General features: G+C 39.5%; 21 protein-coding genes. 9 read left to right on the forward strand and 12 right to left on the reverse strand.

Annotated features, from left to right (window positions below):
- Window positions 1-137 precede the first annotated feature (137 nt).
- Complete coding sequence (locus tag RF53_RS05405) at window positions 138-1,007, forward strand: DMT family transporter (RefSeq protein WP_039036856.1); 870 nt, start codon at window positions 138-140, stop codon at window positions 1,005-1,007.
- 8 nt (window positions 1,008-1,015) lie between these two features.
- Here RF53_RS05405 and RF53_RS05410 read toward each other — a convergent pair whose 3' ends face one another.
- The 7 genes from RF53_RS05410 to RF53_RS05440 all read right to left on the reverse strand — a co-directional run bounded on the left by RF53_RS05410 (window position 1,016) and on the right by RF53_RS05440 (window position 7,657).
- A complete protein-coding gene (locus RF53_RS05410; RefSeq protein ID WP_039036857.1) occupies window positions 1,016-1,702 on the reverse strand; it encodes a M15 family metallopeptidase in 687 nt (228 codons plus the stop codon).
- Window positions 1,702-2,829 (reverse strand): succinyl-diaminopimelate desuccinylase, encoded by a 1,128-nt coding sequence (gene dapE, locus RF53_RS05415; RefSeq protein ID WP_425273079.1) that lies wholly within the window; start codon window positions 2,827-2,829, stop codon window positions 1,702-1,704. Before dapE ends, RF53_RS05410 begins: the two co-directional genes overlap by 1 nt.
- Window positions 2,829-3,173 carry an ArsC family reductase gene (locus RF53_RS05420; RefSeq protein ID WP_039036859.1) on the reverse strand — a complete coding sequence of 115 codons (345 nt, stop codon included), beginning with the start codon at window positions 3,171-3,173 and terminating at the stop codon, window positions 2,829-2,831. Before RF53_RS05420 ends, dapE begins: the two co-directional genes overlap by 1 nt.
- A 3-nt stretch (window positions 3,174-3,176) precedes the next feature.
- Window positions 3,177-3,674, reverse strand: a complete 498-nt coding sequence (locus tag RF53_RS05425) for a PTS glucose transporter subunit IIA (protein ID WP_039036860.1) — start codon at window positions 3,672-3,674, stop codon at window positions 3,177-3,179.
- A 3-nt stretch (window positions 3,675-3,677) separates the two neighbouring features.
- Window positions 3,678-4,064 (reverse strand): ACT domain-containing protein, encoded by a 387-nt coding sequence (locus RF53_RS05430; RefSeq protein WP_006792173.1) that lies wholly within the window; start codon window positions 4,062-4,064, stop codon window positions 3,678-3,680.
- 223 nt (window positions 4,065-4,287) lie between these two features.
- The gene (gene pta / locus RF53_RS05435) at window positions 4,288-6,441 is read right to left on the reverse strand and encodes a phosphate acetyltransferase (RefSeq protein ID WP_006792172.1); all 2,154 of its coding nucleotides are present in this window, start codon (window positions 6,439-6,441) and stop codon (window positions 4,288-4,290) included.
- Between the two features lies 1 nt (window position 6,442).
- The gene (locus RF53_RS05440; RefSeq protein WP_039036861.1) at window positions 6,443-7,657 is read right to left on the reverse strand and encodes an acetate kinase; all 1,215 of its coding nucleotides are present in this window, start codon (window positions 7,655-7,657) and stop codon (window positions 6,443-6,445) included.
- A 282-nt stretch (window positions 7,658-7,939) separates the two neighbouring features.
- Between RF53_RS05440 and yfbV the strand changes: the two genes are divergently transcribed.
- Window positions 7,940-8,386 carry a terminus macrodomain insulation protein YfbV gene (yfbV, locus tag RF53_RS05445; protein ID WP_006792170.1) on the forward strand — a complete coding sequence of 149 codons (447 nt, stop codon included), beginning with the start codon at window positions 7,940-7,942 and terminating at the stop codon, window positions 8,384-8,386.
- A 12-nt stretch (window positions 8,387-8,398) separates the two neighbouring features.
- Here the strand turns inward: yfbV and rlmA are convergent, their stop codons facing one another.
- From rlmA to xthA, 3 genes are read right to left on the reverse strand one after another with little or no spacing between them, the layout of a single operon-like run.
- Window positions 8,399-9,199, reverse strand: a complete 801-nt coding sequence (gene rlmA / locus RF53_RS05450) for a 23S rRNA (guanine(745)-N(1))-methyltransferase (RefSeq protein WP_039036862.1) — start codon at window positions 9,197-9,199, stop codon at window positions 8,399-8,401.
- A complete protein-coding gene (locus tag RF53_RS05455; RefSeq protein WP_039036863.1) occupies window positions 9,196-9,843 on the reverse strand; it encodes an energy-coupling factor ABC transporter permease in 648 nt (215 codons plus the stop codon). The genes rlmA and RF53_RS05455 overlap by 4 nt, the downstream gene beginning before the upstream one ends.
- A 5-nt stretch (window positions 9,844-9,848) precedes the next feature.
- Window positions 9,849-10,655 carry an exodeoxyribonuclease III gene (gene xthA / locus RF53_RS05460; RefSeq protein WP_039036864.1) on the reverse strand — a complete coding sequence of 269 codons (807 nt, stop codon included), beginning with the start codon at window positions 10,653-10,655 and terminating at the stop codon, window positions 9,849-9,851.
- 240 nt (window positions 10,656-10,895) lie between these two features.
- Here xthA and RF53_RS05465 point away from each other — a divergent pair, with 240 nt between their 5' ends.
- From RF53_RS05465 to rluB, 4 genes are all read left to right on the forward strand, one after another.
- On the forward strand, window positions 10,896-11,327 hold the full coding sequence (locus RF53_RS05465) for a hypothetical protein (RefSeq protein WP_008131524.1): 432 nt from the start codon (window positions 10,896-10,898) through the stop codon (window positions 11,325-11,327).
- A gap of 219 nt (window positions 11,328-11,546) precedes the next feature.
- Window positions 11,547-12,068 (forward strand): EF-hand domain-containing protein, encoded by a 522-nt coding sequence (locus RF53_RS05470; RefSeq protein WP_039036865.1) that lies wholly within the window; start codon window positions 11,547-11,549, stop codon window positions 12,066-12,068.
- A 148-nt stretch (window positions 12,069-12,216) separates the two neighbouring features.
- On the forward strand, window positions 12,217-12,807 hold the full coding sequence (scpB, locus tag RF53_RS05475) for an SMC-Scp complex subunit ScpB (RefSeq protein ID WP_006792164.1): 591 nt from the start codon (window positions 12,217-12,219) through the stop codon (window positions 12,805-12,807).
- Complete coding sequence (gene rluB / locus RF53_RS05480; RefSeq protein WP_006792163.1) at window positions 12,804-13,673, forward strand: 23S rRNA pseudouridine(2605) synthase RluB; 870 nt, start codon at window positions 12,804-12,806, stop codon at window positions 13,671-13,673. The genes scpB and rluB overlap by 4 nt, the downstream gene beginning before the upstream one ends.
- Window positions 13,674-13,745: 72 nt before the next feature.
- Here the strand turns inward: rluB and RF53_RS05485 are convergent, their stop codons facing one another.
- A complete protein-coding gene (locus RF53_RS05485; protein WP_006792162.1) occupies window positions 13,746-14,492 on the reverse strand; it encodes a YciK family oxidoreductase in 747 nt (248 codons plus the stop codon).
- A gap of 206 nt (window positions 14,493-14,698) precedes the next feature.
- Between RF53_RS05485 and RF53_RS05490 the strand changes: the two genes are divergently transcribed.
- The gene (locus tag RF53_RS05490; RefSeq protein WP_010557479.1) at window positions 14,699-17,128 is read left to right on the forward strand and encodes a VolA/Pla-1 family phospholipase; all 2,430 of its coding nucleotides are present in this window, start codon (window positions 14,699-14,701) and stop codon (window positions 17,126-17,128) included.
- A 102-nt stretch (window positions 17,129-17,230) separates the two neighbouring features.
- Entirely contained in the window at window positions 17,231-18,247 is a 1,017-nt protein-coding gene (gene sohB / locus RF53_RS05495) for a protease SohB (RefSeq protein WP_039036866.1), read from the forward strand.
- 77 nt (window positions 18,248-18,324) lie between these two features.
- On the opposite strand, the gene RF53_RS05500 is transcribed toward sohB, so the two are convergent.
- The gene (locus RF53_RS05500; RefSeq protein WP_039036867.1) at window positions 18,325-19,656 is read right to left on the reverse strand and encodes a dicarboxylate/amino acid:cation symporter; all 1,332 of its coding nucleotides are present in this window, start codon (window positions 19,654-19,656) and stop codon (window positions 18,325-18,327) included.
- 191 nt (window positions 19,657-19,847) lie between these two features.
- Between RF53_RS05500 and RF53_RS05505 the strand changes: the two genes are divergently transcribed.
- Window positions 19,848-23,198 (forward strand): invasin domain 3-containing protein, encoded by a 3,351-nt coding sequence (locus RF53_RS05505; protein ID WP_039036868.1) that lies wholly within the window; start codon window positions 19,848-19,850, stop codon window positions 23,196-23,198.
- Window positions 23,199-23,322: the final 124 nt, after the last annotated feature.

Below are 23,322 nucleotides of genomic sequence, written 5' to 3' on the forward strand. Positions count from 1 at the left end.
TTATTAAGTTGAAAGTTTTTGCACACTTTGCCTTATGCTGTATAAATAACTTACTTTTATAGCAGTTTAAGTTATTTAACTACTCACCCATAAAAAAAGATTATTTAATAACCAGATTTAGGTTGAAAAGGATTATTTTGAAAGCAGCTATATATACATTTATTGCTTTAATAGCATTTGCCGCCAATTCTTTATTTTGCCGAATGGCATTAGCTGAGGGGTATATAGATCCCTATAACTTTACCATCATTCGCTTATTAAGCGGTGCTGCATGTTTAGGTATTATCATGAGCGTTTATACTTATAATCTAAAACGTAATGGGTCATTTAATGATGCTATTTTAAGTGATACAGGGAGTTGGCGAAGTAGCATTAGTTTACTTGTTTATGCACTTAGTTTTTCGGTGGCCTACGTTGAGTTAGATACCGGAACAGGCGCTCTGATTTTATTTTCAGCCGTGCAACTTACGATGATTGGTTGGGGTATATATAAAAAAGAACAATTAAGCGCCGTGCAGTGGGCTGCTTTCTTGATTGCTGTTACGGGGTTTGCTTATTTGATGCTGCCCTCAGCGGCGGTGCCCTCGCTAATAGGAGCGGGATTGATGGCCATAAGCGGTGTTGCTTGGGGTATTTACAGTATACGTGGCAAAGTATGTGTATCGCCTTTAAGAACGACAGGGTTTAATTTTATTAGAAGTTTAGTAGCGCTCCCCATCTTATTACTTGTTAGTATGAGCTACTTTAACGCACTTACCATTGAAGGCATTTTACTCGCGAGCGCTTCTGGCGCTTTAGCCTCTGGCATTGGCTATAGTATTTGGTACGTTGCAATGCCATTACTTAAAAGCACGCAGGCTGCGGTTGTGCAATTGTGTGTGCCGGTAGTTGCAGCGTTTGCAGGCGTTATTTTTTTACAAGAACAATTAACGGTTGAATTTGTTATCGCCAGCTTAGTTATATTAACAGCGGTACTCATATTTATTTTAAATAAAAAGAAGGAGTAGTCCTTATTTTATGGTGGACTAACGTTGGTCACAAAGCGCTTATAAAGTGAAGGTAAGTGCGTCAATACGGCACTTTTACCAAGTAGTTCACTGTTTTCAATGCATTTTCGTAAAGCACTTTCAGTGAGTTGAATACTTAGCAATTGTGATTGCTTAATGTGGCTAATATGCCAAAGTTCAGGAGCTACCCCGTTTAAATCTTCGCGATAAGGCCGATAAAAACCAAATTTCTCAAGGTGAATACTGAGCCATTCACTCAATGGTGAAAAGGGACCGTTTTTCTCATATTCATGAGGAGATAACTGCAGTTGATAATCGTCACTAACACTGGCTTTGTCGTACACATCCAAATCGGTACCAAAATGGTGCCTACTTGCCCCAGGTAAGGCTGAATAACGCATAATTGCAATACACTTATCAATGTCATTTAAGTTCGTTAAATCAACAACCTTTTGTTGTGAATTATAAACAGGCCTTTGTCCTGAAAATTTGTTATTCCAAATTAGCGCCTGACGTTCAAAATCCCTAAAGCTTGATGCAATAGTTAAGTCAAACCCAGCTTGTTTAGCTGCATTTTGTAGCGCTAAAAAATCAGCAGTGATAGCGCTATGCAAACGATGGCTTTGTATTTTAGTTAAATGTGTATCACTTTGCCCTGTGACACACGCTATCGTGGGTACTTGTAAATCAGTCATTAGGTTAACAATTGCTCAAGTATTTGCTCGTAAATGTCGGTGAGTTTAATTAAGTCATCTATACTTACGCACTCATCCACTTTGTGAATGGTGGCATTACGAGGCCCAAGCTCAATGACTTTAGCACCGGTTTGAGCAATGAAGCGACCATCAGAGGTTCCCCCCGTGGTTTCTAAATTGGTTGCTAATCCTGTCACAGACTCAATAGCATTAACGGTTGCGTCAACGAGTGGACCATGTTCTGTAATAAATGGGAGACCATTAACAATCCAGTTTAACTCGTAGTTTAAGTTGTGTTTTTGTAAAATGTCGATTACACGCTGTTGTAATTGTTGATGTGTGACTTCGGTGCTAAATCTAAAATTAAATTGCACATCTAGCTCACCAGGGATCACATTACCTGCACCTGTGCCGCCGTTGATATTTGATATTTGAAAGCTGGTTGCCGGAAAAAAATCATTCCCTTTATCCCACTGGGTTTGGCTAAGCTCTGTTAATGCTTCAGTGGCTAGATGAATAGGGTTTTGAGCCAGGTGAGGGTAGGCAACATGTCCTTGAATACCTTTAACTTTTAAGAATCCGGTAAGCGAGCCGCGTCGGCCATTCTTAACTACATCACCTAAGACATCCCGAGATGAAGGTTCGCCAACCAAACACATATCAATTTTTTCACCGCGAGATTCTAGTGTATCAATAACTCGGGTGGTTCCATTTATAAATGGTCCTTCTTCATCAGAAGTGATTAAAAAAGAAATTGATCCTTTGTGGTTCGGGTATTTAGTTACAAAACGCTCAGTAGCTACAATCATGGCAGCAAGCGAGCCTTTCATATCGGCAGCTCCTCGACCATGCAATAAACCATTTTCTACCAGCCCTGAAAATGGTGGGTGCTGCCAGTTTTTTGCGGGACCCGTAGGCACTACATCTGTGTGTCCTGCGAAACAAAAATGCGGCGACTGGTCGCCTTTACGCGCCCAAGTATTTAATGTATCAGTAAAAAATAGTGACTCTATATTAAAGCCGATCGCTTCAAGGCGTTCGTTCATCATTTGTTGACAGCCGGCATCTTCTGGGGTGACAGATTCACGCTGTATCAAGGCTTGTGCAAGTGCAATTACTTCATTCATTATTTAAAAATCTCATCGTATTGCGCGACCTTAAAGCCTAAATAAAAGTCAGTACGGTTAACTAATACTGGTCGCTTTATCATAGCGGGCTGCTGAACTAATAATTGAATAGCATTTTGCTTAGTCAAATTTTGTTTTTGCTCGTCACTTAGAGCTCTGTATGTAGTTCCACGTTTATTGACTAATTGTTCCCAATCTAATTTATCAGCAAATTCAGTGACTATTTGTTCATTAACACCCTCTTTGCGGTAATCGTGAAAGGTAAACTCAATATTATTATCTGTAAGGTACTTTTTAGCTTTTTTAATTGTGTCGCAGTTACTAATTCCGTAAAGAGTGATCATAAGTTACTTCTTTTTAATAATAGTTAATAAGGTGTCTTCAGCTGCTTTAACATGCAGGTGTGAATAATGAAATGTGCCCAGGTTGTGACCATTAAGTAATATTAAACTTCCTAGCATGGGGGAGTCTAATTCTCTGAGGTCAAAATAAGCAAGTCGTTGGCCTTTGAGTACTTGGCTGCCATTTAACTGGGCTATATGGGTATGCGTAATTGCTGCAGAGGCAGGTAAGGTTAAATTAATGAGTATTTTTAACCCATTTTTAGCCTGCAAAATAAATTCAGTTCCTGCGTTTTTGACCTGCAGTAAAACCCCATCAAAGGGGGATAAAATTTTATGACTGGTTGCTTGCACCATAACACCGGGGCCAAGTGTACCAAAGCTGAACAAAGGCTCTGGGTGATTACTTAATTCTACTACCTTTCCCGTAAAAGGACTGGTGATATTAATAGCATCACGAGGTATTTTATTTTGTGCAATAAGCTCTATTGGTTGTGCTTTCATAAATTAGTTTGTCACCACATTATAGCCATCTTTTTTTAGTGCTGTGATTGCCTGGGCCGCTGTTTGTTTTTTTACAAGTATGTAGTCAGTATCGTAAGTTGAAATAGAAAAGATAGATATTTGTGCTTTAGCTAACACGCCAGAAATATTAGCCATAATTCCTGTTAACGAAAACCCTAAAGGGCCAATAACTTCTAGTGCTTGCCAATCAGATTCTGTATCCAGGCTGTGTAATTCAAAACTACTGGGGCATACAATTGATAGTTCGTCATGGGTTTTTGAGATAAAAAACAACGGAAGTTTTAACAAAGCAGCAGGGATATCAGCATCAATATCTAAACTATGTATAGACAAAATAGTGCTGTGTAATTGTAATGTTTGTTTTGACATTAAAAACCTGCGGTACAGCAAAGACGATTTATTAATAGTATAGATTATTAAAGATAAATTAAAGCGGTAACTCACCGTAACTAAGCTGCAAAATATGAGCTACTTATACTTACCCACAATTTCTGTGGATAACTATGGGGGTTGAGAGGTATAAATAGCCTAACTAACTAATTTATAATTAGAAATTAGCTAGGCTATAAAAAGCACATGTTAATTAAAGCCTTTAATTAAGTGCTTCGACTTGCGCTGCTTGAATAGCGGTAAGTGCGATTGTGTATACAATGTCATCAACTAATGCACCACGGCTTAAATCATTGACTGGTTTACGCATACCTTGAAGCATTGGCCCAATACTGATGAGGTCTGCGCTTCTTTGCACGGCTTTATAGGTTGTATTACCGGTATTTAAATCAGGGAAAATAAACACCGTTGCTTTACCTGCTACGGGGCTATTTGGTGCTTTTTTAAGCGCGACGTTTTCCATAATTGCTGCATCGTACTGAAGGGGACCATCAATAATCAAATCGGGACGTTTTTGTTGAGCTATTTTGGTTGCCTCTCGCACTTTTTCAACGTCGGCTCCTGTACCAGAAGTACCTGTACTGTAGCTGATCATGGCAACACGAGGCTCTATACCAAAAGCTGCAGCTGAGTCAGCTGACTGAATCGCAATATCAGCAAGTTGCTCAGCATTTGGATCTGGGTTAATTGCACAGTCTCCGTAAACGAGTACCTGATCAGGCAGCAACATAAAAAATACCGACGATACAAGCGATGAGCCCGGGGCCGTTTTGATGAGTTGTAATGGCGGTCTAATTGTATTGGCGGTTGTGTTAACTGCTCCTGAAACAAGTCCGTCAACTTTGCCTTGTTCAAGCATCATAGTACCCAGTACTACGTTATCAAGTAATTGTTCTTGCGCTACAACAGCAGTGAGACCTTTGCTTTTTCGGATTTCGACCATAGGCTCGACATAATCATTAATGATGCTGCTTGGTTCTACAATACTTACATTTTCGTTGAGCTCTATACCTTGTTGCTCAGCAATACGCATTATTTCTTCGCGATCACCTAATAAAATGGTTTTTGCTATACCGCGTTGCCCACAGATAGCAGCTGCTTTAATAGTTCTAGGTTCGTTGCCTTCAGGTAAAACAACCGTTTTGCCTGCTTTACGAGCCTTATCTGTAAGTAAGTATCTGAAAGCTGGTGGCGAGAGTTTACGTGTTTTCCCCACATTTTTTGCCAGTGAGTTCAGCCAATCTGAGTCAATATATTCAGCATTGTGGCTTTTCACTTTTTCTATACGCTGGTCATCATCGCTTGGCACTTCCATATTAAAGTTATGAAGTAACAACGATGTTCGCCATGTATCGGCCTCTGTTGCTAAAATTGGTAGTCCCGTTTGCATTGCTTGCTCGCACAGCGCCATAATACGCTGTTCTGGCATAAAACCACCGGTGAGTAATATTGCCCCAATTTTAGTACCATTCATTGCCGATAAACACGCAGCTACTAAAATATCAGAACGATCGCCAGGAGTAACTAATAATGCACCAGGTGTAAAGTGGTTTAAAATATTAGACACTGTACGTGCACAAAATGTGATACGACGCAGGCGTCGATGCAGCATGTCACCTTCGTTAATAATTGTGGCTTTTAAATACGCACTTAGGTCTTTCACACGTGGTGCGACTAAATCAAAATCCCATGGTATTGCACCAAGTAACATAAATGGGTTTTTTCTAAAAATTGGCAGTGATGCTAAGCGGTTTAGTTCGTTATCTACTTCATCAGGTTTGTAGGAGTCGACTAAATCGGCGCGTGCTCTGCCTTCTTCATCAAGAGGGGCATTTACTTTATTAAAAATACAGCCTAATACACGCGGGTGGTCAATACCACCGTAATTACCAGCAGCAATCTCAAGACGATCTTCAAGTTGGGTAATATTATCGTTACCAGGCGTTAATACAAATACAATATCTGCGCCGAGTGTTTGCGCTATTTCACGGTTTACGCGCCCTGCATAAGGTTGTTTACGAGTAGGAACCATGCCTTCAATAATGGCTACTTCATCGTCGTTAATTTTACTTTCAAAGCGCTCAACAATTTCTTCTAATAAGTCGTCGCCCTTTGCATCACCAATCATTTGCTCTGCGTAATCCAATGCAAACGGTGTTGGTGGGTCAATAGGGGAACCTTGCTTTATTATTTGTGTCGATTTTTCTGGACCGGTTTCGCCTGAGCGCGGTTGAGCAATAGGTTTAAAGAAATTAACTTTTACCGCCTTTTGCTCAAGCGCACGCACAAGCCCGACAGAAACAGATGTTAAACCAACTCCCGTAGAAATCGGTATCAACATAATACGGTGTGCCATATTAAAGCTCCTTAACAATATTTGCAGAGTCGAGGGCGATAACCCATTCTTCATTCGTTGGCATGACGACAGCTTTGATACGAGATTGCTCAGTGCTAATTACACCTTGTTGACCAAAACGAGCATCTAGGTTTGCTTGCGTGTCACATTCCATACCTAAAAATCCAAGTTGAGTGATCACTTTTTTACGAATAATATCTGAGTTTTCTCCAATACCGCCGGTGAAAATAAGCGCATCAAGACGCTGTAAAGGCACCATGTACGACGCAATTTGCTTAGATAAACGATAGCAAAACATATCGAGTGCTAATGTTGCTTGTTGATTTCCCGCTGTAGCAGCTTCTTCAATGGTACGGCAATCGTTAGAAAGTTCACTAATGCCTAACAAACCACTTTTTTGATTGAGTAAGTCATCTATTTGTTGCGCACTATAATCAAGTTGTGTTGTTAAAAAGTTAAATAAACCTGGATCAATATCGCCACTGCGAGTACCCATTACTAACCCTTCAAGTGGCGTAAGGCCCATACTTGTATCGACACTGTCACCATTTTTAATCGCACATACAGAACAGCCATTCCCCAAATGAGCACTAATAAAATTACTTTTTTCAAAAGGTTGGTTAAGTAGTTTTGCTGTTTGCCCGGCAACATAAAAATGGCTCGTACCATGAAAGCCATAACGTCTAACACCAAACTCGGTATATAAATTGTAAGGTAGCGCATAAAGGTATGCGACCTTATCCATAGTTTGGTGAAAAGCCGTATCGAATACGGCAATTTGAGGTAAGCCTTTAAACGAGTCTTGCGCTGAAGATATACCCAGCAAGTTGGCATGACCATGAAGCGGTGCAAGTGTTGCAGCCTGGGTTATGCTTTCAATAACTTGATCATTAATTAATACTGATTTGGTAAAGTGCTCGCCACCGTGAACAACACGATGACCAACAGCAATTAGCTGTTCATCTAGTTTGTGATCTTTTATTAACGTTACTAGCGTATTAATTGCCTCAGCGTGAGCTTGCTCTGGTGCTAAATCAATAAGTGTTTTATCACCTTTGTATTTATACTTTACCGACGGAGTTGCTGCACCTAGTCGCTCTGCTAAGCCCGATATAATTTCATGGCCGGTGTTTGCATCAATAATGGCAAACTTTAAACTTGAGCTACCACAGTTTAATACTAAAACATGTTGTGACTTAGGAGCGGGTGTTGGCATAGATATAATTTCCATAAATAAAGTTTAGTAAGTGAACATTAATTATTTACTGTTACACTCAGGTCTTAATTAAAAGGCTAAAGATATTATAAACAAGGTCGTTAGACCCATGAATAAGTTTTATATTTTAAACTATTTGATGTATTTAGTTTAGTATTTTGCACAATTTAACAGCATAATTAAGCACTTTTACTGATTAAGTGAAACCCGCCGTATTTGTGTTACACTTTGTAAAATACGAGCTAATTTATATATTGAATTTAGTAATTGTGAGGAGTCATGATGCAAAAAAGTGTGATGTCACAAGTTCAAATTGGTAGACAGTACGCAAAACAATGGCCAATGCGAAAAGAGTTAGCTCCATTGTTTAGTGAGTTTAGGGTAATTAGAGCAACAGAACTTGCCATTACTGTTATGCCGATTCTTGCTATGTTGACATTATTTTTTCAACTCAACTACCTTGGCCCTGATTTTTTACCACAAGCGATTGCCAGTGCATTGTTTTTCTTATCTTTACCTCTACAAGGTTTATTGTGGTTGGGTAAACGAGCACAAACCCCATTAGACCCAGCCATGCTAAGTTGGTACAAAGAGCTTCATACAAAAATGGTTGCTAATGGTTATCAAGCTAAGTTAAGTGAAAAAAAGCCCCGGTATTTGGAGCTTGCAACTTTACTTAAAGATATGTTTGAAAAAATGGATAAAGCGTTCACTAAAGAACAGTTTTAATAAACGCTTCTACTAATCACGCTTTTGAAATTGCGTTATATAAAACGACAAGGTGACATGGTGTTCACCTTTCTCTTCTAGTGTTTCCCAGTGCTCAGGTCTAAATTTCCACGCAAACGGTGTCATCATTATCAGGTTTCTAACATCGTTAATACTCAGTGTTACCTGTTGAGTGATCAAATCTTGGTGAGTTTCTGTAAAACCTTCAGGCACATCTACTTTCGTATGCTCGCTTACTGATTGGTAAATATAAGCTTTTAACTCTTTTAAATGCCATGGCCCAGGGCTGGCCACGACAAGCGTAGCATTAGGTTTAGCGAGTCTTTCAAGCTCTTTAGTAAATAAAGGTGCAAATACACTTATAAGAATATCAGCAAACCCTTCTTTAAAAGGGGCTTGACTGATTGAAGCAACGCTAAAACTGCAGTTGGGGTAACGTTTAGCTGCGTATTTTATAGCTGACTTTGAAATATCTACACCATAAACTTGCGCTTGAGTATTATTAGCAATAGCGTGGGTGTAAAACCCTTCACCGCACCCTAAATCAATAATATTATTACCTTTTATAGTACTTGTTATATCGCTAAGTGCTTGTTGTAAGAATGCATAAAAACCTTGCTCTAAAAATGTGCGCCTTGCTTGCACCATTTCAAGCGAGTCACCAGGTTGTTTAGAGTTTTTGTTTTGAACAGGCAGTAAGTTAACGTAGCCTTCTTTGGCAAAATCAAAACTGTGGTTGCTTTCACAGCGCAGTGTATTTTGAGTTTTTGTTAGCGATTTGCTACATAAAGGGCATTGATATTCAAGACTCATGAGTCTAGGTAATCCTTGTCGTAAAAAGTTTTAACCCAGTGGGGACGGTATGTAATTAAAATGGTGATGGCCATTCCGTTCAACATGGCTTCTGGAAACCAAATTATAGCACTTAAATAAACGTAATTGTCGGCAAGTTCTTGCCAATTATACTGACCTAAAGAGAAATAAAAGAGGGCACCTAAAGATATCTTTATGCACGCTATAAACCCAGCTGTTATGAAGGCACAAACAAATATATAAACAAAAAAATGTTTTGGTAAATAGTGATAGCACACAACAAAACTTAAATAACTCAATAATATGGGAATAAAAGCGCCAATAAGTATTTGTACAGGTAAAAGGTTAAAACTAACCTGCCCAAATGAAAACAACAAGGCACTTGCCAGTAGGCTACTCAAAATGGCTAGCCGCCAGCCCAATATTAAGGTGGCTGCAGTAATACCAAGTATGTGCAGGTCAAGGCCAGTTAAAATACCGGCTTTAATACGCCACAGTAGTGCAAATACAAGCGCACAGGCTAATACACCTGTTTGCCTAGCAGACGTTTTATAAAGCGATTTATAGGTGTTTTTGTCGAAACTAAAAATCGCAATAGCAAGTACAAGGACCCACATCAGCCCTTGTATTTCAGTGTTTAACATTATAGCTACTTGAACGTTGACCAAATTGGCGCATGATCTGATGGTTTATCAATTGCACGCAGCTCATAGTCAATTCCTGAGTCAATACAACGCTCAGCAAGTGATTGAGTTGCAAGTACAACATCAATTCGCAGACCGCGATTATCTAAAAAGCCTTTAGAGCGGTAATCAAACCATGAGTATTGATCGTTAACATCAGGATAGAGCTCTCTGAAGGTATCTTTAAATCCCCAATCTAAAAGTGTTGATAGCCATTGACGTTCCTCTGGTTGGAAAGAGCACTTACCTGTTTTTAGCCAGCGTTTAGCGTTGACCTCGCCAATACCTATGTCTAAATCTGTAGGTGATATATTTATGTCGCCCATAACAACTACATCCTGATCGGGAGTGAGGTTTGTATCTAGATGTGTCATCAAATCTTTATAAAATTGACGTTTATAGGGGAATTTAGTTTCGTGATTGATGTTATCGCCTTGCGGGAAATAACCATTCATAACGGTAATGTCGCGACCGTTATCTTGTTCAATAGTGACACTGATCATGCGCTTTTGCGACTCTTCTGTGTCGGTAGCAAACCCTTTTAAGACCGATTTTGGCTCTTTTTTGCATAACATAGCTACGCCGTAATGTGCTTTTTGACCGTGAAAGTAGACGTGGTACCCCATTTTTTGAACATCGTCTAATGGAAACGCTTCATCATGAACTTTAATCTCTTGCAAGCCAATTACGTCTGGTTGATGTTTATCAATAACAGCTTGTAATTGGTGAAGACGAGCACGCAGACCATTGATATTGAAAGAAATCACCTTCATTCGATTTACCTTTAAATTTGTTCTCATTTTGATAGCAAATTGTATCAGTAATTTAGCTTACATAACATGTCTGAAATGACAAAATAGCTGCGCAAATGTTGATCAAATGGTGGTGAAAGTTTAAACATTGTTAATGTTGTATTAATTTATAAAATAAATAAAAAATTCAATTGATCTGCTTAAAATTGGCTATATAATGCGCGCAAATTCATTGGCAAACTCGTTCACATAGGATCTCTCATGAAAGCACAATTATTTTTAGCGGCAACATTATTAGCATCTTCTTCTGTTTCAGCTCAAAGTAACACTTACTTTAGCCAAGACAGCTCTATTGAGTCTAAGCTGTGTGTATTAAGCGCAAACGAAGGTTTTTCTGCAGCACGTAAATTAGCAGCTAAGCACAATGTATACTTATCACGCTTCTCACAAAGCATCATGTGTAACGGCCAAGATATTCGTGATATTGCAAAGAAAGATTCAACAAACAACATAACTGAAAACAAAGTAGAAGTGTTTGCTAAAGATGCTCAACAAGAAACTCAATTATGTATGACTGCATTAAAGCAAGGTTTAGCGCCAGTACGCCAAAAAATCGGTAACTTAAACTCGCTTAAATGTAACGGTCAGAAAGTTACTGACTTTGTTAAGCGTTATCAAAACGCTGCAATTTAATTAGCACAACAAAATTAATGAGAGCCCAGCTTTTAAAGCTGGGCTTTTTTTTTGCAAAATTTACAAGGTTGGTTGAAAAGGTTTCAAGGCTAATGTATTGAAAATAGAGTGAAAAATATACGGGTGCATTATAAGGTATTGAAATTTATATTTATTTTATTTTGGCATCAGACTTGTATTAGTTCTTGTGACATTTATTAACAACGAAGGACACGTCTTATGAAAAAGTTAACATTAGCAACAACTATTTTAGCAACATTAAGTTTAGCAGCCTGCGCATCTAATCAAGGTCTTGATAAAATAGACAGCGACTTTGCAAGCCTAGACAACGACAGTGATGGTTTTATTTCAAAAGTTGAAGCTGACGACGATAATATTTGGGGTCACTTTTCAAATATCGACACCAATATGGATGAAGAAATTAGTCGTAAAGAATTTAATGCTTACATGCAGTTAAACACTGGCAAGGTTGCAACCGATAGTGATGTAAGTGAATCAGCCTTTAAAGCTGAAATTGCAAAATTTGACAAAATTGAAAGTAGTTTTGCCAGTTTAGATAACGATAGTAATGGTTACATATCAGTTGTTGAAGGCAATGACGACGATATTTCAAATCACTTTGGTTATATGGACAAAAACGAAGACAAGCGAATTAGTAAAAATGAGTTTATGGGCTACATAAATAAATATGGTAAATCTGTAGCTGAAGACGAAGCGTTAGAGTCAATTAAACACAGCTAATTAAAATTCAGAACATAAAAATCAAAGCCAGTTAATTTAACTGGCTTTTTTTATGGCTAATTTTAGATAATTGCCAGATATATTTTCCTAGTTAGTGGTTGTTCTGTCATAATAGATGGCTGTGTATTTTTATTTATTAAGAGTGTATATGGCTGGGCGGCGAATTAGTGATGAGCAGTTGGTTGAAATCATTGAGGCTGCGATTTTTGTTGCAGACAAACCCATAAGTAAACGCCATATTAAAGACACTGTTTTAGTGGATATTGCAATTTCTATGTCACGTATAAACGATGCTATAGAAACAATACAAACACACTTTCAAACCCGTGGTATTCGCCTTGTTGAAGTTGGTAGTGGTTATCGATTTCAGGCGTGTAGTAGTTTGAGCCCTTGGTTGAGTAACCTATGGCAAGAACGAGCTCCTAAATACTCACGTGCTTTATTGGAAACATTATCACTTATTGCTTATCGTCAACCCATTACACGTGGTGAAATAGAGCAAGTAAGAGGTGTAACAACGGGTTCGAATATAATTAAAACCTTACTCGAAAGAGAGTGGGTGAAAGTGGTAGGGCACAAAGAAGTACCGGGTAAGCCCGCTTTATACGCCACTACTAAACAATTTTTAGATTATTTTTCATTAACGGGTTTAGAAAACTTACCTGCGTTACCTGCGCAACAAGAAAGTAAAATAAACCAGTTATTAAGTGATCCTTCTGTGAGAGAACCATCCGAATGAATATACAAGGTGAAAAGTTACAAAAAGTCCTAGCCAGAGCTGGTGTAGGCTCGCGTCGTGAAATGGAAAAATACATTGACGCTAACCGTGTTAGTGTTAATGGCAAAGTAGCTAAACTCGGTGACCGCGTTGAAGAAACCGATTTAATTCGTGTTGACGGTCATACCGTAAAAATTGAAGAAAAAGCTGACAGAATTTGCCGTGTAATTATGTACAACAAACCCGAGGGAGAGTTGAGTACACGTAAAGACCCTGAAGGTCGTCGTACTGTATTTGACAGACTTCCTCGTATTGATGGCGATCGTTGGATAGCTGTAGGCCGACTGGATGTGAATACGTCAGGCTTAATGTTGTTTACCAACGATGGTGAATTAGCCAATCGTTTAATGCACCCAAGTTATGAAGTAGAGCGTGAATATTCTTCGCGTGTGTTTGGTGAAGTAACAAACGAAACACTTAAAAACCTGATGCGTGGCGTTGAACTTGAAGATGGTCCTGCAAAATTCACAAATATAAAACCGCTAGGTGGTGAAGGGATTAACCGCTGGTTTAATGTGACATTAAACGAAGGGCGCAACCGCGAAGTTCGTCGTTTATGGCAATCTCAAGACGTTGAAGTGTCGCGTCTTATCCGTATTCGTTACGGTAAGCTAGAGCTAGATAAGCGTGTTCCACAAGGTGGTTGGGTTGAATACGACTTAGAAACCGTTAACTACTTGCGTAAAACGGTTAAGTTAGGTCGTGAAACGCAAACTAAACTTTCAGTTATGCCTGAAAAACGCAAAGATAAACGCGCTAAAATTAATCAAATTCGTAAAGCGGTTAAAAAGCACAACCAACGTGTTAAGTCGACTAAGCGTAAGTGATATTTTGACGTTTTGTATAAAAGCCGCATTATTTGCGGCTTTTTTATTGAGGTTAATAAAAGTAAACAGCTGTTACTTTTTTATTTGTGCGTCTAATGACTCGCCATTGACTGCAATTGAATCATCACTCATTAAATATAAATAGGTCGGCATAATGCTTTCAGGTGTTGCCAACTTATCTCTATCTTCGCCAGGGTATGCCGATGCGCGCATAGATGTGCGTGTAGCACCTGGATTAATACAGTTTACGCGAATGTTGGTTTTACCTACTTCACAAGCCCACGTTTGCATCATACCTTCAACTGCAAACTTAGAGATGGCATAGGGTCCCCAAAACTCACGGCCTTTACGACCAACACCAGATGAAGTGAAAACAATAGAAGCATTGTCTGATTTACGCATCACGGGGAATAATGCTTTGGTGATCATTGCTTGAGCTGTCACGTTAACCTTCATGATGTTCTCAAACGTAGATGAACAAAAATGTTCTAGTGGCCCTAGAGAGCCTAATATACCAGCATTATTTAAAAGTCCGTCTAAACGACCAAACTGATTCTCAATAGTTGCAGCAAGATCACGATAATTTTGTTTTGTTGCGCCTTTTAAATCCATTGGCACAATCGCAGGTTTTGGGTAACCTGCATTCACAATTTCATCGTATACGCATTCAAGTTTATTTGTTGTTTTACCTAATAAAATAACAGTCGCACCATGCTTTGCATAAGTAATGGCTGCTACCCTGCCAATACCATCACCTGCGCCAGTGATTAAAATAACTTTATCGTTTAATGCATTTTCAGCTGCTTGATAAGTGTGCATAAAAGTACCAATTGATAGATTTTTTCTGATTTTAACATAGCAATTCGACAAGTAATCGAATTTATTGAAAAATTAGGTGGCGAAAAAAGAAACTTTACGTTAAGTTTAACTGGTCTAATGTCTCATTAATAATCTGATTACATTGTTTTAACTTGATACACTGATTAAACACACTATAAAAATAAAATATGTTCGGAGTCACCAATATGAAGAAAATGCTACTTTCACTCTCGGTCACTGCTGCTTTAGCAGGTTGTGGCGGCGGAGAAACGTTAGAAGATGTTAAGAATGAAACCGCTACAGTTGTACCTATGGCCACGGTTAGCTTTGACCCGGCTAACGGTGTAATTTCTGTTCCCAATGATTTATTAATGAGTGGTACCCAAGATGGTACTTTAAATATCCCAGGTGAATTAGATGATGATAATGTATCTATCCCGCGTGCTGCATATGCTGATCCTCAGTTAGCATTAGGCGCACTGGACGGCTGGTCGTCTCAAGTTCCTTACAAAGTTGATTTGACATTTCCACCAAATGTTTCACTTGATGAAGCGTCAGCTGGAACACCTGGCAGCGTAAGAATTTTTGAAGTGATAATGGGCGCAAGTCTGACAGATGCAGAATGTTCTGTTGCTCCAGCTGGTGCAGCTTGTAAGTTAGTTGGCGAATTAACATTCGGTGTTGATTTTGTTACACAAGCTTCAGGAAATGCCGTCGCTATTATTCCTCTTAAGCCTTTTAAAGCAGGTAGTTCGTACATTAATGTATTAACCACAGGCCTCAAAGATTCTATGGGGCGTTCTATTGCGCCGTCATCTACTTATGGCTTAGTTAAGCAAGAAGCGCCATTAATTACTGACTCACAACTTGCATTACAAGGTGCAGTTAATAGTTACGAGAACGTAGTTGTGAGCTCTGGTGATATTTCAAAGGAAGATATTATTTTTTCTGGCGCGATGACGATTCAGTCAGCAGGTCCAGTACTTGGCACAATTAAAAACTTATTGGCTGCAAGTTTACAAAACGATGCTTTGCCTACACCAGCATTGCAAGTACCTGAACAACCTATGGTCAATGTGCAACAAGTGTTTGCATCTCAGGGTGTAACAGTATCTGCTGCGTTTTCAGGCGTTCAATACCAAAAAGGTAGCATTATGTTACCTATGTATCTTGGTACGCCAACTGGCACAGATATTAGCGATTTAAACGATACATACTGGCAAGGTATGTGTGATAACGCAGTAGCACTTCAAGGTTACAAAGCGGTTGCAGGTGATGCATTCCCAACTGATCCTATTAGTGAAAATGATGGGTTATGTTCAGCGCTTAGTGGTGGACAGTTACGTGACCTAGGTATCGACAGCACACGTCATTTAACAAAATATAACTCAATCCCTAAAGTACAAAGTATGGCTAACGTACCAGTACAGGTGACAAAACCAATTTTACCAATCATCAACGGTGTACGTGCACAGTTACAGTTGCCAGCAATTGAGATGCCTGAAGGCGGTTGGCCTGTTGTTATGATGCAGCACGGTATTACAACTAATAAAGAGAGTATGCTTGCACTAACGGCTCAACTTTCAATTCAAGGTTTTGCAACAGTTGCAATAGACCACCCTCGTCATGGTGAACGTGGTGTTGATGTAGACGGTGACGGCAACGATGACTTTAATGCAACGACCGGTTCAGTACTTAGCTACATGAATTTAAGCTCTTTATTAGTTGCACGTGATAGCTTACGCCAATCAGCAGCTGATTTATTAGGTTTACGTTTAGGCTTAAACTTTTTACAAGATGCAACTATTAACAGCCAAGATGTAACATACATAGGGCATTCATTGGGTTCTATTGTTGCTCCTGCATTTATTGCACAGGCTAATAATCCATTAGCGCCTACTGTTGACCCATTATTTAATGTAAATACAGTGGCTCTGGCAAGTGGCGGCGGTGGTATAGCTAGCTTCTTATTAGAATCAGCAGCATTTGGTCCGTTTATTCAAGGCTCTGTACTTTCTCAAGCTGGTACGACTGAAGCTGATGAATTTAATGCCTTCTTGCAAGGTGATGCTGTTTCTAACTGTGGTGCTGAGTTGCCAGATATGGAAGCATATTTAACGTGTGGTTATAACGAGTACATTACTTCTATAACAACGGCAGGCGAAACAGCTAAGCTTACTAATATCCAAGGCGTGTTTACGCAGTTTGCGTTTGCTTCTCAAACAGCATTAGACAGTGGCGATCCAACTAATTACGCAGCGGCGGTACAAGCGTTAGGTACACCTGTTTATACGAATGTTGTAGTGGGCGACGGCGGTGAAAACAAGCCAGATCAAGTTATTCCACCAATGGCAGCTAACAATCCTATTTCTGGTACAATTCCACTTGCTAACTTTATGGGATTAGAAACGGTAAGTACAACGCAAGCAATGACAGAAGCACCGGCTAGCTACTTAGTTAAATTTTCTAAGGGTCATCATGGTTCTATTTTAACACCTGCTCAAGATGCTGCTCAGTCTTCTACTGTAGAGGGGAGTGCTGCTGCAAATGCTGAAATGCAAATGCAAGTTGCTGTTTATTTAGCAACGCGCGGTCGTATGTTATTAGTAACAAACAGTGATGTTGTTACTGATTAAATATACACTCTAAAATATATCTAGTACAAAGCCACTTTAAAGTGGCTTTTTTTTGCTTAAAAGCATGATAAATTAGCGTAAATTTAAAATCGGAGAAACCAGTTGGAATTTTTATACGAGTACGGTTTGTTTTTCGCCAAAACAGTTACCTTTGTTATTGCGATAGGAGTTATTTTAATGATGCTTGTTGGCGCTGCTGTGAAGCCAAAAGCAAAAAAGGGTGAAATACAAATTGATGATGTGTCGGCTCAGTTGAGTGAGCTTAAAGAGGATTTTTTACAAAATACATTAAGTAAAAAAGAACTTAAAGCGCACGATAAAGAGCGAAAAGCGCTCGACAAAAAGTCAGATAAAGAAGGCTTAAAACCTCGCCTTTATGTTGTTGATTTTATTGGCAGCATGGATGCACATGAAGTTGAAAGTTTAAGAGAAGAAATTACGGCAATTATTTCAATTGCAGACCCTAAAAAAGATAAAGTCCTCATTCGCTTAGAAAGTGGTGGTGGTGTCGTCCATGGCTATGGGCTTGCTGCATCGCAATTGCAACGCATTAAATCGGCAGGTATACCACTGAGTGTGTCAATCGATAAGGTAGCAGCGAGTGGTGGTTACATGATGGCTTGTGTAGCTGATGAAATATTGGCAGCGCCTTTCGCAATAGTTGGCTCAATTGGTGTGATAGCACAAATTCCAAATTTTAATAAAATCTTGAAAAAGAATGATGTTGAGTTTGAACAAATTACCGCAGGAGAATTTAAACGAACCTTGACCTTGTTTGGTGAAAACACAGACAAAGCGCGTGAAAAATTTAGAGATGAAATTGAACAAACTCATGATTTATTTAAAACGTTTGTCAGTTCACAGCGTCCAAGTTTAAATATAGACCAAGTTGCAACGGGTGAACATTGGTTTGCAACGCAAGCAATAGAAAAAGGATTAGTTGACGTAATTAAAACAAGCGACGATGCATTACTTGAACAGCAAAGCGAACGTCAAATATACAAAATAAAATACAAAGTAAAAAAAGGACTAAGCGATAAATTTGCGCTTGGATTAAGTAGTGGCGTTAATAAAATAGGCATAAACTTGCTGTCTAAGTTTAAATCACTAAATCCTTAAGTACGGCATAAAGTGTTACGCATAAAAAACCCTGATAACTATCAGGGTTTTTTTATAGCTTTAAAACTGCATGGCCATTAGTCAATCGACTTATGGTAATCCTCTAAATCTTTTGCAGCGTTAGGGTCGTTAAATATAGCTTCATCTAACTCACCTTCGCTTTTAGCAACCGCGCAAGTAACCATACAGTCGCCTGTAACATTTACAGCAGTACGAGTCATATCTAATAGTCTGTCTACACCAATAATTATGGCGATACCTTCTACCGGTAAACCAACTTGGTTAAGCACCATTGCTAGCATAATTAAACCAACGCCTGGTACACCCGCCGTTCCTACAGACGCAAGCGTAGCTGTTAATATTACCATTAAGTAATCCGATACCGTTAAATCAACTGCAAAAACCTGTGCAATAAATACCGTAGCAACACCTTGCATGATTGCAGTGCCGTCCATGTTAATAGTCGCACCGAGCGGAATAGTAAATGATGCGACAGAATTACTAGCACCTAACTTTTTAGTTGCAGTTTCAAGTGTTATTGGCATGGTTGCACTAGAGCTTGATGTACTAAAGGCAAATAAACACGTGTGTTTCATTTTTGCTAAGAAAGTGGCAGGGTTTAAGCCGGTTAAGAGCTTTAATAATAAAGTGTAGTTTACAAGGGCATGAAACAATAGCGCTAATACAACAACACCAAAGTATTTAGCTAAACTTACAATCAAATTAAGTTCGATCGTAGTAAATAGTTTGGCCATTAAAAAGAACACACCGTAAGGGGCAATGTTCATTAGTAACGTTACTAACTTTAAGATAACGGTGTTTAAATCTTCAAAAACGGCTGCAACACGTTTACCTGCTGAGCCACTTAAAGCCATAGCAATACCAAACAGCAATGCAAATACAATCACTTGTAACATGTTGCCTTTTGCCATTGCTTCAAACGGGTTGGTTGGGAACATGTCAATAATAACACGAGCGAGGGTCGGAGCTTCCTTCGCATCGTAACTTGCTTGAGATGGCAAGCCAATGCCTTCACCTGGGTTAAATAATAAGGCAAGTGTCATAGCCACCGTTATAGCGATTGCAGTTGTAATCAAATACAAGCCAATCGATTTGCCACCTAATCGCCCTAATTTTTTAGGGTCACTTAAGCTGCAGGTACCACATACCAAGGACACAAAAACAAGAGGGACAACGAGCATTTTTAGACTAGCAATAAAAATTTGCCCACCCACATGAAAAATGCCGTCAACAAAAAAGGCTTTAATTGGCAAAGAGAATAAACCAAGAGGGATTAGATAATCGTCTTGACCAGCTAAGATTGCTTGAAATATAAAACCAACTGTAACACCAAGCACCATACCAATCATGATGCGAGTAGTTAAACTTAACGTACCGATTTTTGACATACACCGAATCTACTTTTTATAAATTTGCCATAGACTACCAGTAAGAAATTATTTACTACAGAAAAAATTAGTATTTACACGAAATATTTTTGTACAAAAAAGTAATAAAAAACTGTGATTTTAGACTAAGTTATAGGTTAATATGAGGTAAACAACATATTGTTAATAATAACAACGCTAGGGAGAGGTTCATGCCTTTAATGCGACTACTCGGCATTTTATTGCTCAGTTTATTACTCACAGCCTGTGGTGGCGGTGGATCAATTGAAAAAAGCGGTACAGTTGGTGACACTGATACGGACACAGATACAACAACTTACACGTTAACGCTACAAGGGTACTCTCAAGCAGACGCAACTAAATCAAATAGCGTGACGAATACTGCGGCATTAGATTTACGTGCAACCCTAAAAGACAATGATGGAGCTGTTGTTGCTGGTAAACGCATTACCTTTACGTTGGCTGACGATATAGGGGTTTTAAACCCTGATTCAGCCCTGACACAAAACGATGGCATAGCAACAATCGAGTTAAGTGCAGGCTCTGAGGCAGGCGCTGGTGAAGTTACTGCCACCTACAATGGCGATGATGAAACGTATACAGCCACGTTTGCATTTCAATCAACAGGTGGCCAAGGTGACGACACGGGTGTGAGTGGCTCAACAACTTTAGAAGTCCAAATTGTTGACCAAAATGGTGATAAATTTAACAGTGCTAACCCTGTAACTGCGGATAACGTTGGTGTTGTTGTTGCTACACTTAAATCAGATGGTGTTGCTGTTGCGGATAAACTTATTTCTTTTAATACCAATTTTACGGGCGTTATAACGCCAGAGCTTGGCACGGCAATTACTGATGATTCAGGCGAAGCTCGCGTCACATTGGGGAGTGGTGTAGCAACGGGTGCTGGCCAAGTTGTAGCAAGTTACGCTCCAGCAAGTGGTACGAGCGTTAGCAACACGGCTGTCTTTTACTCATCGGGTGATGGTGCAGCGCAAGATGAAGCGCAATTTTCGGTATCTATTAAACTACTAACAGGCTGTACTGCTGATTGGGATGATAACCGAAGCAATGTTAAATTAGACCCTTTATCTGCAGCATCTGGTTGTACTGTGACCAACAGTATTTCATCTTCTGAATTGGGTGAGCTATTTGTAGAAGTCACTAATGAACAAAGTGGCGAAGGCAGTAAAAACGCACTCGTAAATATTGAAACTAATTTAGGTACAATTTTACCTTCATCGGGCACTGCTTTAACTGATAACTTTGGTATTGCATTATTGAAGCTGCAACCGGGCAATACTGGTGGCGCAGGAACCGTTACAGCAACGGCTCTCGATGAAAGTGCATCTTTAAACTTTGCAGTGGGTATTGCAAATTTAACGCTTAGCGTTGATAACGGCTTGAACAGCAATGATGACGGTAGTGTAATACCACTTAAAGCCGGCGGTAGTACGGTAATTGAAGTAACGCTTACAGACGAAGATGGTAATTTATACTTAACGGCTACTGACGTTGAATTTAGCTCTACCTGTGCGATTGCTGGTGAGTCAGTCATTGATGACAGCGTAAAATCGTCAAATGGTATTGCTACAGCAACTTACAGAGCAACAGGGTGTAACATTGACGATGATGTAACTATCACTGTTGAAACAGGCGGACAAAACTTTACTGAATCAACGGTTATACCCGTGGAAAGTTCTGCAGTACAGTCTATTCAATTTGTGGATGTAAGCGAAACATTTATTGCGCTTCCACCAGGCGAAGGTGGCCTACCAACTCAATCAATTGTTACTTTTAAACTTTTAGATGCTGACAATATAGCGTCTTCTCAGCAACGAATTGACTTTAAACTAACAGATTCGGTAGGCGCTGCAAATTTAACGCTTACCAGTGGCAACACAGATAACGAAGGTTTGGTACAAACGACAGTAACGTCAGGTATTGTGCCTGGGCCTTTAGTTGTGAAAGCGTGTTATGTGTCTAAAGACGATGTTAAAGCACTTCCAGAGGGTGATGATTTAACGTGTTGGGTTGATGACTTCCAATTGTGCCAAACTGATCCTAGCAATGAAATTTGCCCAGAGGGTACATTAAACCTGATCCCACTTTCTGAGCAAATTAGTTCTGTTTCTGCTCAGCTTACACTTGCCTCGGGTGTAACTGACCAAAACAGCTTTGATTTAAGCCCAACAACATTTAACACTAACTCGCTTTACTACAACGGTATTATAACCGATTTAACTGTATTTTTTGGTGACCAGTTTAATAATTACAACGGTGACGGTGTTGAAGCCACAGTGCTTTCAGAAGCCGGTGTGGTTGGCTCTTCAAGCAACGAAGAAACATGCAAAACAACCGATGCAACCTGTGTTGTTACATGGCGCTCTCAAGGTGACCGCCCATTTGAAGATTACAAATGGGGCAACAGAATAGGCGATATCGACGGTAATGCGTCTACAACTGAGGGTATCAATCCTAAAACAGGCGAAATTAACTGTGACCCTTACTTTGGCGCAGCTGCACCGTGTATTAATGGTATTACCCGCGCTAAAAATGACGAAAATGGTGTAGTAATGGGCGGGCGCGTAAGTGTGCTTGCAGTTACTAAAGGTCAAGAGAATTTTGTTGATGAGCAATCAACTGATGATATAAAGCGTACGAATGGTTTATTTGATATTGGCGAGTACTACGCTAGCTACGATTTACCTGAAGCCTTTATTGACCACAACGAAAATAACAGCTTTGATAAAGCGGATTGTAGTGATGCACGCGGCGATGATTACGACCCTGTATCAGATGCGTGTTCAGAGTTAAACTCACGTGGTGGTCATAACGAAACGTGGCGTGACTTAGACAACGACGGTATCTACGATGCCGCTGACGGCCTATACAATGGGTTATTATGTAGCGAAGCTGCAAATGCTGCAGGCGAGTGTTCACGTGAGTTGGTTGAGGTTCGTAAAAACATAGAGCTAGTTATGTCAGGCGATGAACCATACGTACGTTTCTCTGTGGTTAAAACGGATGCATTACCAGCACCATTTGAAGTATTTGTTCCTGCGGATTGTTCAAGTTCAGTATCTGGTAACAGAACTTTTGTAGAGTTAGAAGAGTCCGATGTAACTGAGCGTTGTGATGTTGCTGCAATAGACCTTTCTGTCAACAATGTTGAAATCGCTAACCCAGATTTCGATCCTAATGACCCTGACGAAACAGACCCTGAAACACTTACCGTGGACATTGGTTTAACATCAATGGCTGTTCGTATTCACTACACAGATGAATTTGGTAATCCATTACCTGCAAACACGGTAGTGTCTTTAACAACGAGCAATGGCGATCTGTCAATTATTAGTCACAGTGAAACAATACCTAATACCAACACAGATAAACCGATGTACTCAGATGTATTAATTTCACGAGAGACTGATGGTAACGACCAAACAAGTGGGGTTTTAAGTATTACTTTTGAATTTGAAAACCAACTAGGGGCCAGTAAAACGGTCTCGACAGGCATCACAATTTTCGATGATGTTTAAGTTATCGTAAAAAATGCCAACCTTTAGGTTGGCATTTTTCTTTGTGTTCTATATATTCCACAGCAATTATTCTAAAAACACCAGTTTGTCTAAATTAGCAACAAAAATTGTTCGTTTATTCAGT

Origin of the sequence: Pseudoalteromonas sp. ECSMB14103, from assembly GCF_000813065.1 — a bacterium.
GTDB lineage: Bacteria > Pseudomonadota > Gammaproteobacteria > Enterobacterales > Alteromonadaceae > Pseudoalteromonas > Pseudoalteromonas marina.

Bases quoted from the DNA above. Each gene is read 5' to 3' on its own strand.
- RF53_RS05410 (WP_039036857.1), bottom strand. From the start codon at position 1,702: ATGACTGATTTACAAGTACCCACGATAGCGTGTGTCACAGGGCAAAGT.
- dapE (WP_425273079.1), bottom strand. From the start codon at position 2,829: ATGAATGAAGTAATTGCACTTGCACAAGCCTTGATACAGCGTGAATCT.
- RF53_RS05420 (WP_039036859.1), bottom strand. From the start codon at position 3,173: ATGATCACTCTTTACGGAATTAGTAACTGCGACACAATTAAAAAAGCT.
- RF53_RS05425 (WP_039036860.1), bottom strand. From the start codon at position 3,674: ATGAAAGCACAACCAATAGAGCTTATTGCACAAAATAAAATACCTCGT.
- RF53_RS05430 (WP_006792173.1), bottom strand. From the start codon at position 4,064: ATGTCAAAACAAACATTACAATTACACAGCACTATTTTGTCTATACAT.
- pta (WP_006792172.1), bottom strand. From the start codon at position 6,441: ATGGCACACCGTATTATGTTGATACCGATTTCTACGGGAGTTGGTTTA.
- RF53_RS05440 (WP_039036861.1), bottom strand. From the start codon at position 7,657: ATGCCAACACCCGCTCCTAAGTCACAACATGTTTTAGTATTAAACTGT.
- yfbV (WP_006792170.1), top strand. From the start codon at position 7,940: ATGCAAAAAAGTGTGATGTCACAAGTTCAAATTGGTAGACAGTACGCA.
- rlmA (WP_039036862.1), bottom strand. From the start codon at position 9,199: ATGAGTCTTGAATATCAATGCCCTTTATGTAGCAAATCGCTAACAAAA.
- RF53_RS05455 (WP_039036863.1), bottom strand. From the start codon at position 9,843: ATGTTAAACACTGAAATACAAGGGCTGATGTGGGTCCTTGTACTTGCT.
- xthA (WP_039036864.1), bottom strand. From the start codon at position 10,655: ATGAAGGTGATTTCTTTCAATATCAATGGTCTGCGTGCTCGTCTTCAC.
- RF53_RS05465 (WP_008131524.1), top strand. From the start codon at position 10,896: ATGAAAGCACAATTATTTTTAGCGGCAACATTATTAGCATCTTCTTCT.
- RF53_RS05470 (WP_039036865.1), top strand. From the start codon at position 11,547: ATGAAAAAGTTAACATTAGCAACAACTATTTTAGCAACATTAAGTTTA.
- scpB (WP_006792164.1), top strand. From the start codon at position 12,217: ATGGCTGGGCGGCGAATTAGTGATGAGCAGTTGGTTGAAATCATTGAG.
- rluB (WP_006792163.1), top strand. From the start codon at position 12,804: ATGAATATACAAGGTGAAAAGTTACAAAAAGTCCTAGCCAGAGCTGGT.
- RF53_RS05485 (WP_006792162.1), bottom strand. From the start codon at position 14,492: ATGCACACTTATCAAGCAGCTGAAAATGCATTAAACGATAAAGTTATT.
- RF53_RS05490 (WP_010557479.1), top strand. From the start codon at position 14,699: ATGAAGAAAATGCTACTTTCACTCTCGGTCACTGCTGCTTTAGCAGGT.
- RF53_RS05500 (WP_039036867.1), bottom strand. From the start codon at position 19,656: ATGTCAAAAATCGGTACGTTAAGTTTAACTACTCGCATCATGATTGGT.
- RF53_RS05505 (WP_039036868.1), top strand. From the start codon at position 19,848: ATGCCTTTAATGCGACTACTCGGCATTTTATTGCTCAGTTTATTACTC.